The 16,857-nt window shown below is 50.4% G+C and carries 14 protein-coding genes; 3 read left to right on the forward strand and 11 right to left on the reverse strand.

The window, feature by feature from the left end:
- Window position 1: 1 nt before the first annotated feature.
- Complete coding sequence (gmd, locus tag B3355_RS06090; protein WP_292781478.1) at window positions 2-1,087, reverse strand: GDP-mannose 4,6-dehydratase; 1,086 nt, start codon at window positions 1,085-1,087, stop codon at window positions 2-4.
- Between the two features lie 50 nt (window positions 1,088-1,137).
- A complete protein-coding gene (locus B3355_RS06095; protein WP_292781481.1) occupies window positions 1,138-3,192 on the reverse strand; it encodes a UvrD-helicase domain-containing protein in 2,055 nt (684 codons plus the stop codon).
- 203 nt (window positions 3,193-3,395) lie between these two features.
- On the opposite strand from B3355_RS06095, the gene B3355_RS06100 reads away from it, so the two are divergent.
- Window positions 3,396-4,586 carry a GGDEF domain-containing protein gene (locus B3355_RS06100; protein WP_292781484.1) on the forward strand — a complete coding sequence of 397 codons (1,191 nt, stop codon included), beginning with the start codon at window positions 3,396-3,398 and terminating at the stop codon, window positions 4,584-4,586.
- A 14-nt stretch (window positions 4,587-4,600) separates the two neighbouring features.
- On the opposite strand, the gene ylqF is transcribed toward B3355_RS06100, so the two are convergent.
- Window positions 4,601-5,542 (reverse strand): ribosome biogenesis GTPase YlqF, encoded by a 942-nt coding sequence (gene ylqF, locus B3355_RS06105; RefSeq protein ID WP_024931132.1) that lies wholly within the window; start codon window positions 5,540-5,542, stop codon window positions 4,601-4,603.
- 170 nt (window positions 5,543-5,712) lie between these two features.
- Window positions 5,713-6,780, reverse strand: coding sequence for a DUF481 domain-containing protein (locus B3355_RS06110; protein ID WP_292781489.1), 1,068 nt, complete (start codon window positions 6,778-6,780; stop codon window positions 5,713-5,715).
- Window positions 6,781-7,026: 246 nt separating this feature from the next.
- Between B3355_RS06110 and B3355_RS06115 the strand changes: the two genes are divergently transcribed.
- Window positions 7,027-7,860 carry a class I SAM-dependent methyltransferase gene (locus B3355_RS06115; RefSeq protein WP_292781640.1) on the forward strand — a complete coding sequence of 278 codons (834 nt, stop codon included), beginning with the start codon at window positions 7,027-7,029 and terminating at the stop codon, window positions 7,858-7,860.
- A gap of 101 nt (window positions 7,861-7,961) precedes the next feature.
- Here B3355_RS06115 and B3355_RS06120 read toward each other — a convergent pair whose 3' ends face one another.
- Together B3355_RS06120 and B3355_RS06125 are read right to left on the reverse strand one after the other, a co-directional pair.
- Window positions 7,962-8,663 (reverse strand): OmpW/AlkL family protein, encoded by a 702-nt coding sequence (locus B3355_RS06120; protein WP_019882502.1) that lies wholly within the window; start codon window positions 8,661-8,663, stop codon window positions 7,962-7,964.
- A gap of 200 nt (window positions 8,664-8,863) precedes the next feature.
- Window positions 8,864-9,178 (reverse strand): hypothetical protein, encoded by a 315-nt coding sequence (locus B3355_RS06125; RefSeq protein ID WP_292781493.1) that lies wholly within the window; start codon window positions 9,176-9,178, stop codon window positions 8,864-8,866.
- 493 nt (window positions 9,179-9,671) lie between these two features.
- Here B3355_RS06125 and B3355_RS06130 point away from each other — a divergent pair, with 493 nt between their 5' ends.
- Window positions 9,672-12,665, forward strand: a complete 2,994-nt coding sequence (locus tag B3355_RS06130) for a PAS domain S-box protein (RefSeq protein WP_292781496.1) — start codon at window positions 9,672-9,674, stop codon at window positions 12,663-12,665.
- 89 nt (window positions 12,666-12,754) lie between these two features.
- Here B3355_RS06130 and pqqA read toward each other — a convergent pair whose 3' ends face one another.
- The 5 genes from pqqA to B3355_RS06155 all read right to left on the reverse strand — a co-directional run bounded on the left by pqqA (window position 12,755) and on the right by B3355_RS06155 (window position 16,788).
- Window positions 12,755-12,826: a pyrroloquinoline quinone precursor peptide PqqA gene (gene pqqA / locus B3355_RS06135; protein ID WP_081624291.1), complete on the reverse strand. Its 72-nt coding sequence runs from the start codon at window positions 12,824-12,826 to the stop codon at window positions 12,755-12,757.
- 139 nt (window positions 12,827-12,965) lie between these two features.
- Entirely contained in the window at window positions 12,966-14,198 is a 1,233-nt protein-coding gene (zigA, locus tag B3355_RS06140; RefSeq protein WP_292781499.1) for a zinc metallochaperone GTPase ZigA, read from the reverse strand.
- A 10-nt stretch (window positions 14,199-14,208) separates the two neighbouring features.
- On the reverse strand, window positions 14,209-14,613 hold the full coding sequence (gene dksA / locus B3355_RS06145) for an RNA polymerase-binding protein DksA (RefSeq protein WP_292781502.1): 405 nt from the start codon (window positions 14,611-14,613) through the stop codon (window positions 14,209-14,211).
- Window positions 14,614-14,725: 112 nt separating this feature from the next.
- Complete coding sequence (locus B3355_RS06150; RefSeq protein ID WP_292781505.1) at window positions 14,726-15,190, reverse strand: Fur family transcriptional regulator; 465 nt, start codon at window positions 15,188-15,190, stop codon at window positions 14,726-14,728.
- A gap of 8 nt (window positions 15,191-15,198) precedes the next feature.
- A complete protein-coding gene (locus B3355_RS06155; RefSeq protein ID WP_292781508.1) occupies window positions 15,199-16,788 on the reverse strand; it encodes a protein adenylyltransferase SelO in 1,590 nt (529 codons plus the stop codon).
- Window positions 16,789-16,857: the final 69 nt, after the last annotated feature.

Here is a 16,857-nt window from a genome sequence, read left to right on the forward strand (position 1 = left end):
TTTACTCGTGGTAATCCATGGCTTGATAGCCATGCTGCTTGATTAATTCATCTCGCTGCGCGGATTTGTAATCTTCGCGCACCATTTCAGAGACCAAGTCTTCAAAGCTGGTTTTTGGCACCCAGCCCAATTTTTCTTTAGCTTTAGTAGGGTCACCCAATAGAGTGTCTACCTCAGTGGGTCTGAAGTAGCGTGGATCGACTTGCACAATACATTTGTCATCCCAGAAACCTTTTTCCTCTACACCGTGGCCTTGCCAAGTGACGGTGATGCCTAACTCCAGTGCGGCGGCATTCACAAAGTCACGCACACTGTATTGTTTGCCGGTGGCGATGACAAAGTCTTCAGCTTGCTCTTGCTGTAACATCAGCCACTGCATTTCAACATAATCTTTAGCATGGCCCCAGTCGCGTAAGGAGTCCAGATTGCCGAGATACAGGCAGTCTTGCAGGTTCAGTTTGATTCTGGCAAGTGCGCGCGTAATTTTTCGCGTAACAAATGTTTCGCCGCGGATGGGGCTTTCATGGTTAAACAGAATGCCATTGCACGCGTAAATGCCATACGCTTCGCGGTAGTTGACAGTAATCCAGTAAGCGTACATTTTAGCCACAGCATAAGGACTGCGTGGGTAAAATGGGGTGGTCTCTTTTTGAGGCGTTTCTTGAACCAAACCATATAACTCAGAAGTCGATGCTTGGTAAAAACGGGTTTTTTTCTCTAGGCCAAGAATGCGTATTGCCTCAAGAATGCGCAATGTACCAATGCCATCGGCATTGGCTGTGTATTCTGGTGTTTCAAAGCTCACTGCCACGTGACTCATCGCTGCTAGATTGTAGATTTCATCTGGCTGAACCTGTTGAATGATTCTAATCAGGTTGGTCGAGTCGGTGAGGTCGCCGTAATGAAGAATCAGGTTTTGATGCTCTATATGCGGGTCTTGATAAAGATGGTCGATCCTGTCTGTATTAAACAATGAGGATCTGCGCTTAACACCATGCACTATATAGCCTTTATTCAGTAAAAGCTCGGCGAGGTAAGCGCCGTCTTGGCCAGTGATGCCAGTAATTAAAGCGACTTTTTGTGACATATTTTGAATTGCTGAGTTAAAAAGTGTTTGGATTATAGCATGGGCAATATTCAGCTTACGTTTGGCTCGCCGGAGTTTGACGTCGGCTTGCTTGCCAACATCGCCTTAATATTAGCCATCTTGCTCTTGCCATAGTCTTTGCTCAGCACTTGATCCGGCCCGTTAAACGGGTTGCCAAAGTGTTTGACATCGTCTTTTGGTAACTCACCGATAAACCGACTCGGTTCGCAGGCTTGCATTTCGCCGCCGCGTTTGCGCTTTTTGCACCAGGTGATATTGAGTGATTTTTGCGCGCGGGTGATGCCTACATACATCAGGCGGCGTTCTTCTTCAATCTGGTCGGCATCGATAGAGTTGGTGTGCGGCAAAATGCCTTCTTCACAGCCGATTAAAAAGACGTGGCCGTACTCCAGGCCTTTGGAGGCGTGCAGGGTGGAGAGTTTGACGGCATCTGGCTCGCTGTCTTCGCGACCCTCTAGCATAGTGATGAGCGAGACCAGTTGCGTTAGTTCGAGCAGGTTTTTGCCGTCGGATTCATTGCCGTATTCGGTAGAGCCTTCGCCTTTTTTGCTGAGCCAGGCGACAAATTCCATGACATTGCCCCAGCGTGTTTCGGCAGCGCGTGCTTCTTCGCCATCATACAAATAGGTTTCGTATTGAATAGCGGTCAGCAGGTCACTGAGTACTTCGTTGGCTGGGTCCTTAACGGCGCGGCCCTGCAATGTCTGGATATAGCGGCAGAAGGTGAGCAGGTCTTCGAGCTGCTTGGCGCCGACGTCGTGCTGGAAGCCGCCCTCAAAGGCCGCTGCAAACAGTGACATTTTGTGTGCGCTGGCATATTCACCCAGGCGTTCTAATGTGGTGTTGCCTATGCCTTTTTTCGGCGTGGTGGCGGCGCGGATAAACGCTGGATCATCGTCTTCGTTAGCGATCAGGCGCAGGTAGCTGATGATGTCCTTGATTTCAGCTTTGTCAAAGAAGGATGAACCGCCAGAGATGGTGTAGGGGATTTTGTGGTTGCGCAAAAACTTTTCAATAATGCGCGCCTGGTGGTTGCTGCGGTAGAGGATCGCATAATCTTTATAGGTCGTGCGATGCTCGAATTTGTGCGCCTGCAACTTCATGACGACGGTTTCGGCTTCGTGTTCTTCACTTTGGGTGGCGGTAACATGCAGCAGATCGCCGGTACCCAGCTCACTCCACAGTTTTTTCTCAAACAGCTTGGGATTATTGGCGATCACCTGGTTGGCAGCGCGCAAAATGCGCACGGTGGAGCGGTAGTTTTGCTCCAGCTTGATGACTTTGAGTTTTGAAAAGTCTGTGGTGAGCTGACGCAGGTTTTCCACGTCGGCACCACGCCAGCCGTAAATGGCCTGGTCATCATCACCTACGGCGGTAAACTGGCCGCGCAGGCCGGTGAGTTGCTTGATCAGTTTGTACTGGCAAGCGTTGGTATCCTGGTACTCGTCAATCAGCAGGTAGTGCAGTTTGCGCTGCCATTTATCCAGGGTGTCATGGTGTTGCTCAAACAGTTCCACCGGCACTTTAATCAAATCGTCAAAGTCTACCGCCTGGTAGGCGCGCAAGGTTTGCTGGTAGAGCTGGTAAACACGGGCAGCGGCATGCGCCATTTCTTCATCAGCCAAAGACTTGGCCTGGTCCGGGCTCACAAAGGCGTTTTTCCAACTGGAGATCTGCCATTGTGTCTTGCGCAGCAATTGTTTGTCAGTCGTCGCCAATATATCACTGAGGATTTTAAAGCTGTCTGAGGCATCCAGAATCGAGAATTGCGGTTTATAGCCGAGCAGGGCGGCTTCCTGGCGCAAAATTTGCAGCCCCAGCGAGTGAAACGTGGTCACCGTCAGGCCTTTGCCGCTTTTGCCTTCCAGCAATGGCGTGACGCGTTCCTGCATCTCCCGAGCAGCCTTGTTGGTAAAGGTGATGGCGGCAATCTGGTTGCCTTTATAGCCGGCCTGGTTAATCAGGTAGGCAATTTTTTGCGTAATCACGCGTGTTTTACCACTACCGGCACCTGCCAACACCAATAAGGGGCCATCCAGATAATGAATTGCTTCGCGCTGTGGGGGATTTAAAAGATGCTGCATGGGACTTCAGAGGTTTGTGGTAAACAACAAAGCGGTAGATGAATTAGCCTGTATGGACTATTTAACCCCTTCATTTATATGGGTATAGTCGCTCAACCATAGTATTATGTTTTTCAGGTAAACAAACTTTGTCCGCCCCTGTGTTTGATCTCAACAGTGTCATTCTATCATCAATTGGACTTACCTTAACGCTGGTTCTGGTCTTGTTGATTTTTGGCGCCCATCAGCAACGCAGCCTGATTATGCATTGGGTACGCGGCCTGTTGGTATTCGGTGTTGGACTCGCCATTTATTTTCTTTCACAAACCTCTTTGATACATGGCCCGCAAAACGTTTATGTGGCCACTTCAGTCACCATTATTGCACTCGGTATCAGCCTGTTTGTTAACGGTATCCGTTTGCTCAGAGGTTACCGTGTCTATCGTTATTGGGCCTTGCTGGTGGTGACCACGTTGCTCGCGTGTAATGCGGTGATGTTGAATATGCATACGCCGGATAGATGGATATTGTTAAGCAACCTCTTGGTGTTGATGTGGGTGTTTGGCTACGGCAGTCGCAGCCTGGTCGGCCATGGCAAAGACTTTGTTGCACACGTATTCTGGCTGTGTTGCAGCTTGTTTGCCCTGGTGAGTTTAATGCTGGCTTTGTTGGCGGTGAAGGTGATCTTGGGCGATCAGGAAAGTTTGCAATCGTTTTCACAGTGGAGCATGCATGCTTATATGATGACCGCGGCCATGCTGGCCATGACGACAGTCACCAGCTTGCTGTTGCTGGTGATGCATGTGCGGGCGCAGGCGGGGCTGCAGGCGATTGCCACACTGGATGGCCTGACTGGCGTATTAAACCGTAGAGGCTTGCAAGAAGCGGCCACGCGTATGCAGGCGGTGTCGCAGCGTATCCGCCTACCGATGGGGATGCTGATTGTCGACCTGGATTACTTTAAAAAGGTCAATGACGTGTATGGGCACCTGGTGGGCGATGTGGTGCTGAAAGCTTGCGCGGGAACCATACGCGCGGCCTTGCGTGGCGGCGATGTGATTGGCCGTTATGGCGGCGAAGAGTTTTGTATCTTAATGCCCAATACCGGCGAACATGAAGCAATGATCTTGGCGGAGCGTATCCGCCGTATTATTGAAGTGACGCCGGTAAGTATTGCAGGTGTGGAGAGTATGAGTAGCGACACGCAGGCAATCAAATGTACCGTCAGCGTCGGTTCAGTCAGCTCTGAAACCGTTGGCTACGGCCTGGAAGGTCTGTTTGCCGGCGCGGATCAAAACCTGTACAAAGCCAAGCAGAATGGCCGTAATCGCATTGCAAGCAATATTGATCAGTTACTGAATAAACCACCAGAGCCCGGCAAGCCAGCCAAACGGCATGCCAGCCTGATTGCCTGAGGATAACAGCCAGTTTACAAGGTATCTGGCTCAGGCGCTGCCTGGTCTTCTTTCGCTTTCTTCGCTGCCGCGGCCTGTTCCGCAGCCAGCGCGATCATCTCGGCCCGGCTCTGTGGTGATTCCAGGCTCACGCGGCCAATAGCACCACTGCGGTAGTCAGTTAGCAAGGCCATGGCGGTACGCTCCATATCCCACTCACCATCGTTACGTTTGTAAGTGCGGCGTTTGGCGATAGCTTGCAGCAGGTCTATGCCATCAATGGCAGTCACATCCAGCTTCATGACATCCAGTTTATAGCGCGTATTCATGAGCGCTGGATATTGTTTTAATAGCACATTACCCAAGAACTCGGCCACATCTTCATCGATCACCGCATTGCGGCCAATGGCGTGGCTGGCAGCCAGCAGATAACCGTCTGACTCATGTTCGATTTTTGGCCACATCATGCCCGGGGTGTCGGTAATGTTCTGGCTGTCATTTAAATCAAAGCGTTGCTGGCTTTTGGTCACCGCCGGTTCATCGCCCACTTTGGCCGCCCGGCGGTTAAGCAGGGCGTTCATCAGGGTGGATTTGCCGACGTTAGGGATGCCCATGATCATCATGCGCAACGGTTTCAGCGGCGTGCCACGATGTGATGCCAGTTGGCGGCACAAGCCTGGAATTTTCTTTGCGTCACCAGGTTTTTTGCACGATAAGGCGACGGCTTTGGTATTGGGCTGCTTGTTAAAGTAATTCAACCAGGCCTGGGTGACTTGCGGGTCGGCCAAATCGGCTTTGTTGAGAATTTTCAGGTTAGGCCGCTGGCGAAAATTACGCATTTCCTCAATCATGGGGTTGTGGCTGGCGGCAGGCACGCGTGCATCCAGTACCTCAATCACGACGTCGATATGTTCCAGTGTTTCTTCTGCCTTTTTTCGGGCAGAAGTCATGTGTCCCGGAAACCATTGTATCGCCATATTTTTGCTCCATCTTCAACTCAAAAAATACGGTATCAATGTCCCTTGCCGTACCCCATATTGTTTTTGTCCATGCTGCCTATGATGAAATTCAGGACGGATTAAAACAATGCAGCGATCATTTTAACATTTAAGCGGCAACTCCTTAAATATTGCAGACGTCGCCAGCGTTATTTCCAGCTATAGCCCAGTGTGAATAGGGCGCGCGTATCGCCTTTGACGCGATCATCTACCGGGCGGCTATCGTAGTTGTAGTCTAATTGTGTAGACGCACTCAAGCCGAAAATAAACGGAAAGCGCAGGCCGGTTGAGCTGTAAACCAGGATTTGTGAAGGGGATCTCGCGGTGTATAACACTTCGTGGCGATGAAAGGCCTGCACAAAAGAATCAAATAAATACTGGTTGTAATTGACTGCCCAACGCAAAGCGGCATGACTGTCATTACTTTCTTCGTAATAGTCCTGTTTAATCAGCGACACACCACCTTCCACTGACAGGTTAAGCTTTTCGCCTTCAAAAATCTGGTAACCGGTACCCACACCGTAGGTACTTCGTAACTTGATATCCCTGAAACGGTCTTTTTCCTGAATGGTGTTGAGGTAGCTAAACCATTTTTTGGTGAAAAAGTGGTCATACTGGCCGCGCACGCGCGCGTTGTTCTGCGTTTGTTCGTCGTTATCTTCTGCCCAGTAGTAATAGCCTTGTACCGTATAACGATTTTCCAGGCCACGTAATACCGACTCACCGTTAAATTGCATATTGCGGTTGGTACTGTTGCCATTGTTAAACGCACCGCCCAGGCTCAGGTTGCCAGTCCAGACATAGCCTTCACCAATCAGGTCGCGGCTGGGGTTGATGTAATGAATTTCGTCCAGCTCTGTATCCACCAGTGGCGTGTTGGTTTCCTCATCCAGAATCACCTGGCCTTCATCGGTATGAATCAGGCGGCCATTGACGATACTGCCATCAGACAACTGCATCAGGATAGGTTTGTCGGCATCGATACTGTGAATATCGTTCCAGTTGATTTTCACCTCATCTGCATAAGTGGTTTTGACTGTGAGTTTATTTGATATTTTAACGCCCAGTGTGCCTGTGATCTTGTCGCCATTTTTGAGCCAGATTGTATCTGCAAGCACTGGCGTGGCAAGCATGGAAAGCATTGTCAGCGGAAATAGCGCGCATTTAACCGTCTTGTCTACATATAAATAAGCCAATGTGGCTAAGCTGTTTGGCATACATACTCCCTGGTGCGATTGAACAACAGCGCTGTGAAACAGCGAATTGATGCAGCGTGTACCAACGTCGCTGCAGCGGTGGTCGTGCGGCTTGCGCACGGGATAAAACTGACCACCATGATAGACATGATTCGTAAAACAGCCTTTGAGTTCCCGAGATCGCTCCCGGCGTGGCTGCCAGAAGCAATCCTGATGAAGCTGGCACATGTTAAACTGATATATTGGTATTTTAAAACAGCAATACGCATGGTCAAGACAAACTTACCGCCCGAGGTGAAGCCCGGTCAATCTCTCCCGCTATTGCAGGCGCTGCATATTCTGACACGCGATGGCAAGCTGAATCAGGATAGCCGCCGCAAGCTCAAGCAAGTCTATCACCTGGTCAATTTCATTGAGCCGCTGATGCAGGCGGTGATGGATAAACAGTCACAGCCTGTGCTGGTCGACCATGGTGCAGGTAAGTCTTATCTGGGATTTATCCTCTATGACCTCTTGCTCAAACAACACGCAGGCGGCCAGGTGATTGGCATTGAAAGCCGCGGCGAGTTGATAGAGAAATCACGCCAACTGGCGCAAGAGTGTGGGTTTGACCGCATGCAGTTTGAGCATTTAACCGTCGCTGAGGCCATGCAGTCACAGCAACTGCCTGCAACCGTGGATATTGTCACGGCCTTGCATGCCTGCAATACGGCGACGGATGATGCGATTCAGTTTGGTTTGCAAAAACAGGCGCAGTTTATGGTACTGGTGCCTTGCTGCCAGGCCGAGGTGGCGGAGGTGATGCGCCAGCATAAGGCTGAGACACTGGCGCAAACCTTTTTAAGCGAGTTGTGGCGGCATCCTATCCATACCCGTGAGTTTGGCAGCCAGGTCACCAATGTGTTGCGTTGCCTTGAACTGGAGGCGCATGGCTACCAGGTGACAGTGACGGAACTGGTGGGCTGGGAGCACTCGATGAAAAATGAACTCATCATTGCCAAATATACTGGCCAGCGTAAACGCAGTGCGCGTGAGCGTGGGCAGCAACTGCTAGAGCAACTCAATTTGACCAGTCTTTCTGCGCGTTTCAACTTTCAGTAATTAAGTCTCTCCGCATATAAAAAAACCTCTGATACTGGGGTGGCATCAGAGGTGAATGGAGCGCGTTAAATGCCCCAGGGAAGAGCGTTGACGATTGTTGCTTAAAAGCGCTTACCAATACCCAGGCTAATTACCCATGGATTGACGTCCAGGGAGTCGATTTTGGCCCAGCGGTTGCCGGTGGTGGCGCTTTTCATTTCAACGTCGGTATCAATCCAGAGATATTTCACATCAGCGTTCAATAACCAGCCATCTTTAAGGTTGATATCTACACCCGCCTGCAAGGCAGGGCCAATGCTATTGCGGTCAATTTTGATTTTTTCGCCAGCGGTTGCACCAGAGGTGAAACGCAGATTGCGGTCCAGCATAAATGTCGCATTGATACCAGCACCCACATAAGGGTCAATGGTTTGATCAGGGTTAAAGTGCCATTGCGCCGTCAAGGTAGGTGGCAGCGCATCAATGCTACCCAGATGCTGGTTGCCAACCACACCGGCACTGTCGCCAGTGATTCTTACATCGTGTTTGCTGCCCAGTGCCAGGATCAGTTCGGTCGCAATGTTTTTGGTCCAGTAGTAGCTAATATCTAATTCAGGAATTGTGTTGCTGTCGAGTTTCAGGTCTGCGCTTGGTGTCATCACATTGGCACCCACCGCCTTGTTGACGGTGCTGCCCAAGCGGCTGCTTTCGTTCGGGCTGATATTGGTTGCACGCAGACGTACAACCCAGTCACCTTGCTCTGCATAGGCATTCATGGCAGGCAATAAGGCTGCCAACATTAAACTGATTGCGGTTTTTTTCATTGTGGTCACTCCATTAGGTGCATTGATTTGAGACCATTGTAGGTTTGCTGGCTAAAGCGGGTATTGACCCAAATCAACTCGACACATGTTTGTGATGTGTGTCGAGGGCTAATGGAGGCGTAAAGCGGGAGAGGCAGATACCCGCGGATTCGCAAGTATCTGTGCGTGTGACAGTTTAGATAAAGCGCGCCGACATACCGTTAGTAATCGTTACGTTGCTTCCAGGCGTCATCCAGTACTTTGGATTTCTGCTCGAAAATCACTTTTTTATTTTCCAGGTCTTTTTCCGCTTGCACTTTATCGGATTGGTATTGCTTTAACTTTGCCTGTTCCTGCGCAACCAGGGCTTCCTGAGATTTGATTCTTTGCTCAAGGTCACTCAATTTGCTCATGGCATCGCCCACGGCATCCCGTGCAGTGGCGGCATCCGTTTGTTCATTAAGGATATTGCGGGCAAACACTGGCTGGCTCAGTGTGGCGATCAGGAATAAAACAGAAAGGGACTGTAAACGCATGCGAGACTCCATAAAAACGTCATAACAAAATTTCAAAACGATTATAAAGCCAAAATGTCTTCGGGCTTAATACTCACCGGTCATTATCAATCGTTGTTGATTGCTTGATTAGTAAGCGGCAACAGCATTAGGTTCCTGACGCGCTAACGATCAGCCATCACTTCGCCATGCGGCATGCTACAAAATAATTCAGCCATTTTATTGATCTATCTCAATATGCGTTTTGTTGATTAAGTTATTGTATATAAAAATAAAAGTCATTTTTTTGTAAGACAAATTCTGACATGGCCAGCAGACAAAATGGATATCAGGCGACAAGGTGTCGTGTACGGTGTGACTGCTATCCAACTGGGAGAAGCACAGAGTCAAATATGTCCTTTTTTGGTCGACACGGAAAAACTAGGTCCGTGGCCCAGCCAGAATCAGCGACGAATTGACTCTCCATTATTAAATTAAATTGTCTCAATGACTCAGGGATAGAAAGCGATTGATTATGAAATTAAATTTGCCAGTGACGGCCACAGAAATCCAGTTTGATGATGCCCAGTTCATGTTGACGAGAACAGATCTCAAGGGTGTGATTACCTATGCCAACAAAGACTTTATTCAAGTTAGTGGCTTTAGTGAGTCTGAGTTGGTCGGCAGCAGCCATAATATTGTGCGCCACCCGGATATGCCTGCGGCCGCTTTTGCCGATATGTGGCGCAGCTTGAAAGCCGGTAAACCATGGACGGGCTTGGTGAAAAATCGCACCAAGCATGGTGACTTTTATTGGGTGGTGGCCAATGCCACGCCGGTAACTGAAAACAATCAGGTCGTGGGTTACTTATCCGCGCGTAGAAAGCCTACGCGGCAACAAATTAACGAAGCCTCCGCTGCCTACCAATTGTTTAATACAGACAACGCCAAAGGTCTGGCAATTGTAGATGGCAAAGTGGTGAACTTGTCCTTGGCGAATAAATTAAAAAACATATTGGGCGCCATTACGGTCAAACAGCGCTTAGTCGGTTTGGCGGCTATGGCTTTTGCATTGCTGGCCGTACAAGTAGGGCTGGATTTTACTCATCAATTCACTGCACTGTCTTTTGCTAGCCTGGGCTTGGCATTACCTGTCCTGCTAGGCTTGGCGATGATCATTGCTCGTTCAGTGACCCAGCCGCTGGCGCAAACACTCCGTGCGGTGAAAGAAATCACCATCGGCAACTACAGCACCTATATTGATGCGCAGGGTAGCAACGAGCTGAGTGAAGTATTGCAAGCACTGAAAAAGATGCAGACGTTGCTCAGTGTCAGCGAAAATGCCTTAAAAGAGTCTGCCATTGAAACCCGCGAGCAAGCCGCATTGTTTGAAAATCAATTGGCCGCGATTAACCGTTCTACCGGGTCAATAGAGTTTGACCTGGATGGCAAAATAACAGCCGTCAATGATATTTTCTTGTCGGTGTTGGGCTATACACGAAATGCGCTGGTTGGCATGTCACATAGCCAGTTGGTTGAGCCAGCATTTATCAGTAGTGGCGACTATCATGCCTTTTGGCAAAAGTTAACACGTGGCGAATCAGTCAGCGGTGAGTTTTTGCGTATCGGCCAGCATGGCAAGGAGATCTGGCTGGATGCGACCTATAGCCCCATTTTAGATGCAGATGGTAAGCCTTATAAAGTGGTGAAGTATGCTGCAGATATCACGGCGCAAAAGCTCAGAAATGCCGATTTTGAAGGCCAGATTACTGCGATTGGCAAATCACAAGGCGTGATTGAACTGGGCCTGGATGGCACGGTGCTTAAAGTGAACCAAACTTACCTGGATATGCTGGGTTATAGCGAACACGAGTTGCTTGGGCAACATGTTAGCAAGGTGCTGGAACCCAGCTTTGCCAGCAGCGAGGCTTATGCGGTCTTGTGGAACAAGCTTGTGCATGGCGGCTCGGACATGGGGCAATACAAGCGGATTGCCAAAGGTGGGCGTGAAGTCTGGATACAGGCGTCTTATAACCCGATTTACGATTTAAAAGGCAAGCCGTACAAGATTGTTAATTACACCATGGACATTACTGAATCCAAGTTGATTGCGGCGGATAATGCTGGTCAGATCTCTGGCATTCATAGAACCCAGGGCGTGATTTCGTTTGACCTTGACGGCACCATCACATCGGTAAACGACTTGTTTTTGCAACTCTCCGGTTATGCCGAAAGTGAAGTGTTAGGCAAAAACCACAGTATGTTTGTCGATTCCGCTTACCGCTCTAGCCAGGATTACAAGGCGTTTTGGGATGCTTTGCGCCGTGGTGAGGCACAAGTCGGGCAAGTGAAGCGTATCCGCAAAGGTGGGGCTGTGGTGTGGATGCAGGCCATTTACAACCCGATTCTGGATATGAATGGCAAACCCTTTAAAGTGGTGAAGTATGCGACAGATATCACTGCACAGCATGAAAGTGCACAAGCACTAGCCCATGCTGTACAAGAGACCAAAGCGATTATTGACGGCGCCAAAGCCGGTGATTTAAGCAGTCGCGTGTCGCTTGAGGGTAAAACAGGCGATATTGCTGCGTTGTGTGATGGCGTGAATGCGCTGATCGACAAGATGAGCGAAGTGATCTTGCAAGTGCGTGAAGCGACGGTGATGATTAATACGGCTGCGGATGAAATTTCCGTTGGTAATAATGACCTTTCCAGCCGCACTGAGCAACAGGCGTCAAGCCTGGAGGAAACGGCTGCCAGCATGGAAGAGTTGGCAGCGACGGTTAAACAGAATGCCGACAATGCAAAACAAGCCAGTCAGCTGGCAACTGCGGCTTCAGAGGTTGCTGTGAGAGGCGGTGATGTGGTTGGTGAGGTGGTGACAACCATGAGCGCCATGAATGAAAGCGCGAAAAGGATAGAGGATATCACTTCGGTCATTGATGGCATCGCTTTTCAAACGAACATTCTGGCGTTGAACGCAGCGGTTGAAGCTGCCCGTGCTGGCGAGCAGGGGCGTGGCTTCTCGGTAGTGGCTGCCGAAGTCCGCCATTTGGCCCAACGCTCTGCCGAGGCTGCCAAGGAAATTAAAGTGCTGATTGATGACTCTGTCGTCCAGACTGCAAAAGGCAGCCAGTTGGTGGAGGAGGCCGGAAAAACGATACAGGAGGTAGTGGTTTCTGTGCAACAGGTGACGGATATTATGAGTGAAATTGCTGCTGCTTCTGTTGAGCAAAGCACCGGTATTAACCAGGTGAATCAGGCAGTGATGACCATGGATGAGGTCACGCAGCAAAACGCTGCCTTGGTTGAAGAGGCTGCAGCGGCATCAGAGTCGTTGGTTGATCAGGCTGAAAGCCTTGTCCGTGCCGTAAGTGCCTTTCGACTGGGGCATGAAAGCGGTGCCGACAAACGTTCTACCGTGAGCCATATCCATGCGCGCACCAGTAAAGCACCTGTTAGTGTGAATGTGCAGCGCTCAGGAAAATTACGTACAGGCACGGATGATGGTGAGTGGGCGCAGTTTTAGAGGGGAGCCTTGTTGTGAGGCAATAAAAAACCGCCGGAATTCGGCGGTTTTTTGTTCAGGCAGCTCTCAAAATTTGAGATGAATCCTGATTATTTGTTCATGACGTACATCGTCACTTCAAAGCCAAAACGCATTTCAGTAGCAGCTGGTTTAGTCCACATGATAGTCTCCTTTAGTTGTTTCGTAGTACATCGTGCTTGATGTACTTGTATGACTGTCACTATACGCCGATGTTTCAAAACCACCCTGAAGCGAATCCGTAAAAGCAGCTCATGATTTTACGTAGTTTGCTGATATTGATTAAGAAACCTCTGCGACTAGCTCGGGTGACTCGTCCTGCCTATTCACTGACCATTGCGGAAACGGGTCGCTGAGTTGCCGCCAGGCATCCATGCCGGATGCCAGCTCTGCTTCTGTCAGTAGGCAGGCATCGAAGGCGGCAGTGAGTGCGGCTTTATCCATCCCCATGCCGATAACCACCAGTTCTTGCTGGCGGTCACCATAAGGGGCCTGCATGCGCGAGTGGATGTGTTGCAGGCTTTCTTCATCTTGTGGCCAGTATTCTTGCGGTGTGGCGCTCCACCACATGCCTGCCAGTTCGGTGCGGGTGACTGCGCCTGCTTGCGACCAGGTGGCGCAGAACTCTGGCCGTGAGGCGATCCAGTAACGGCCTTTGGAGCGGACGACGCCAGGCCATTCTTGATTGAACCACTGCCACAAACGCTGTGGATGAAACGGTTTGCGGGCGCGGTACACAAAGCTGGAGATGCCGTATTCTTCACTTTCCGCCACATGCTCGCCACGTAGCTCTTGCAGCCAACCAGGCGCTTCAGCGGCCTGGTCAAAGTCGAACAAGCCGGTATGCATGATGCGATTTAGTGGCACTTTGCCAAAGCTACTGTGTATGATTTGCGCGCGCGGATTGAGAGTTTTGAGGATGCTTTCCAGCCTGGAGACTTCTTCCAGGGTTAACAAGTCAGTTTTATTCAGCACTAACACGTCGCAAAACTCGATTTGTTCAACCAGCAGGTCAACCACCGTGCGCTCATCTTCTTCGCCCAGCGATAGGCCGCGGTCGCCCAGCATATCTTGCGAGCCATAGTCTTTGAGAAAGTTATAACCATCAACTACGGTGACCATGGTGTCCAATTCGGCGACATCTGCCAGCGAGACGCCGTCTTCGTCTGCAAAGGTAAAGGTTTCTGCAATGGGCAAGGGCTCGGAAATGCCGGTGGTTTCAATCAACAGGTAATCAAAGCGGTTTTCTTTGGCCAGCCGTGTGATTTCAATCAATAAATCTTCGCGCAAGGTGCAGCAAATGCAGCCGTTGCTCATCTCAACCAGTTTTTCTTCCTGGCGTGATAAGGCTGCGCCGCCATCACGCAGCAGTTGTGCATCGATATTTACCTCGGACATATCGTTGACAATCACTGCGACGCGCTTGCCTTCGCGGTTATTGAGAATATGGTTGAGCAGGGTGGTTTTACCTGCGCCCAGAAAGCCGGAAAGTACCGTGACTGGCAGTTTTTTCATAGGTCATCCTTTAGTGGTTAAATTGCCGTTCGCGGCGTTCATGCCGCTCCTGTGCTTCCAGGCACAACTTGGTGGTTGGCCTGGCTAATAGTCTGGCGAGGCCGATTGGCTCCCCGGTGTCTTCGCAATAGCCATAGCTGCCATCCTGGATGCGGCGCAAGGCGGATTGAATGGTTTTTAAATGTTTGCGTTCGCGGTCCCGCGTGCGCAGTTCAAGGCTGTGTGTTTCCTCTTGGGTGGCGCGGTCGGCCGGGTCTGGTGTTTCTTGCTGATCTGAGAGATGTTCACTGGTCTGGCGCATATTGTCTTGCAAGGTTTGAAGCTGTGCCTGCAGCAACTGCCGAAAGAAGGCCAGTTGCGCTTCATTCATATAAGCATCCGCTGGCATCGCTAATAATTGTACGTGAGTAACCATTTAAGCAACTTTGTTGCAATGCAATAAAGTTGCATTTTAAGGGGTGTTGTTATTATTTGCAACTAAGTTGCAAAATAAACAAGGTAGTGAGGCAGAGAGTAGCGCGGCTATTTTAGGCTGACGCCTGTTGGCATTGTGGGCAGAGGCCCTTGAGGTTGATCTCGATGTGGGATATTTGGTAGGTGTCGAAAATAGCTTGCGGAATATGCGCAGCCAATTCATGAATACAAAGGACTGTCCCGCAGCGCTGGCATTGCAAATGGGCATGACCGTGATTGCTTAACAAACCGCTGCTCGCGTTGGCGTCTGCGGCTTTGTAACTGCGTTTAGGGGCGTTCAGTTGAAATTTCCAGGCGCGGTCATCGGTGGATATTTTATGGATGAGGGCATGTTCCTGTAACCAGTCCAGCACCCGGTATACCGTTACCCGGTCAATTTCCTTGACGCCTTGCAACGTGGTTAAAATATCGGTATGACTGAGTGCCGTATGCGAGTTGAGCAGGGTGTTCAATACGGCTAATCGTGCTTTGGTTGAGCGCAGGCCCGCATCGGTGATGAGTTGTTCGGCAGTTTGCATGGCCAAAATTATGAACTACACGACAACATCGAGCAACCGGCCTTTTGTCTGGCCCAGTCCGGGCGCTTTTGCGCAAAGGCCTCCATGCCGGCTTGTTCGGTATATGGATGGCGCAATACTTGCAATAATGTCAGCAAGCGGCTGTTGTCACCTTGGGTCGCCAGGTCAATCGCTTCTTGCGCCAGGTAGTTTCGCAACACATAAATCGGGTTCGCCGCCGCCATTTTTTGTAAACGTTGCTCAGGGGTTAATGTCGATTGTTGTATGCGCAGGCTGTAGTTATGTAGCCAGGTTTGAATATCGGCGCCAAACTGTTGCTGCCCTGACTCAGTATAAAAAGCATCTGCCAGTGTTGCCAGTTGTGGCTGCGCCATATCCAGCTTCGCCAGTCGTGTGAAAAATAGCGTTTGGTCGACTTCCGCGCGTTGCATCAACTCAAAAATATGGTTAATCAGCTCGCCATCGCCGTCTTGCCAGTGATCAAAGCCAAACTTGTCAGCCAGGCTGGATGTAAGGGCGCGTATATAGGCCTGGTCGTAAGTGGTCAGGCCATCCGCCAGGCCTTGCGTCTCTGGCAGTAAGGTGCCGAGCGCTTCGGCCAACCGTTCCAGGTTCCAGCGCGCAATATCCGGTTGGCGGCCAAAACAATAGCGGCGACCTTGTGCATCAGTGGTATTCGGCGTCCATCCCGGGTCAAAGTTATCCACCCAGCCATACGGGCCATAATCGATGGTCAGGCCGAGGATGGACATATTGTCGGTATTCATCACGCCATGCACAAAACCAACACGCATCCAGTGTGCGATCATGACGGCCGTGCGTGAGCAGACTTCTTCAAACCATGCTTCTATCAAGGCCGGTGCAGGGTCATTGATATCAAGTGCCAAACCGGTGGATGGCCACCAATCGGCAAAGTCACGGTCCAGCGTAAAGCCGATCAGGCGTTTCAGCAACGGTAATTCGTTGCGGCTGGCCAGTATTTCAAAATGGCCAAAACGCGTAAATGAAGGTGCGACACGGCAGACAATCGCACCTGGCTCCAGTTGCGGGTTACCGTTGTAAAACATATCCCGTACCACCTGGTTGCCGGTAGTGACCAGGCTTAACGCTCGTGTGGTCGGTACCCCCAGATGATGCATGGCTTCCGAGCATAAAAATTCGCGCAAGCTGGAGCGGAGTACTGCCCGGCCATCGGCTGAGCGGGAGTAGGGTGTTTCACCTGCACCTTTGAGCTGTAGCTCATAGCGTTTGCCCGCGTGAACCAATTCCCCCAGGTAAATGGCGCGGCCATCCCCCAGTTGCCCGGCCCAATGCCCGAATTGATGGCCGCCATAGCGGGTGGCATAGGTAAACATGCCATCTAGCGCGCCATTGCCGCCCAATGTCTGGACCAGGTCGCGGTCTTGCATGTCTTTAGCTGATAGCCCAAGCAGTTGGGCGACTTCAGCGCTATAAGCAAGCAATTGTGGGTTTTTTACAGGTGTCGGCTGCACAGGTGACCATAAACAGTCACTGACCTGCCGGGTATAGTTGTCTGAGATCGGGTCGCCGGGCAGTTCCCGGGTAAAACGGTTATCAAAGTTCAGGGGCTTCATCATGCTATTTTAGTCATTATCCACGGCTAAAGTTCAGTGCCTGCCAAAAAACTCTGCGCTTCTCGGGTAAAA

This window comes from Methylophilus sp. UBA6697, from assembly GCF_002454655.1.
In the GTDB taxonomy this organism is placed as follows: domain Bacteria; phylum Pseudomonadota; class Gammaproteobacteria; order Burkholderiales; family Methylophilaceae; genus Methylophilus.

Coding starts and splice junctions, on each gene's coding strand:
- B3355_RS06095 (WP_292781481.1), bottom strand. CDS start 3,192: ATGCAGCATCTTTTAAATCCCCCACAGCGCGAAGCAATTCATTATCTG.
- B3355_RS06110 (WP_292781489.1), bottom strand. CDS start 6,780: ATGCCAAACAGCTTAGCCACATTGGCTTATTTATATGTAGACAAGACG.
- zigA (WP_292781499.1), bottom strand. CDS start 14,198: ATGAAAAAACTGCCAGTCACGGTACTTTCCGGCTTTCTGGGCGCAGGT.
- B3355_RS06155 (WP_292781508.1), bottom strand. CDS start 16,788: ATGATGAAGCCCCTGAACTTTGATAACCGTTTTACCCGGGAACTGCCC.
- B3355_RS06130 (WP_292781496.1), top strand. CDS start 9,672: ATGAAATTAAATTTGCCAGTGACGGCCACAGAAATCCAGTTTGATGAT.
- dksA (WP_292781502.1), bottom strand. CDS start 14,613: ATGGTTACTCACGTACAATTATTAGCGATGCCAGCGGATGCTTATATG.
- B3355_RS06120 (WP_019882502.1), bottom strand. CDS start 8,663: ATGAAAAAAACCGCAATCAGTTTAATGTTGGCAGCCTTATTGCCTGCC.
- B3355_RS06150 (WP_292781505.1), bottom strand. CDS start 15,190: ATGCAAACTGCCGAACAACTCATCACCGATGCGGGCCTGCGCTCAACC.
- B3355_RS06115 (WP_292781640.1), top strand. CDS start 7,027: ATGGTCAAGACAAACTTACCGCCCGAGGTGAAGCCCGGTCAATCTCTC.
- B3355_RS06125 (WP_292781493.1), bottom strand. CDS start 9,178: ATGCGTTTACAGTCCCTTTCTGTTTTATTCCTGATCGCCACACTGAGC.
- gmd (WP_292781478.1), bottom strand. CDS start 1,087: ATGTCACAAAAAGTCGCTTTAATTACTGGCATCACTGGCCAAGACGGC.
- ylqF (WP_024931132.1), bottom strand. CDS start 5,542: ATGGCGATACAATGGTTTCCGGGACACATGACTTCTGCCCGAAAAAAG.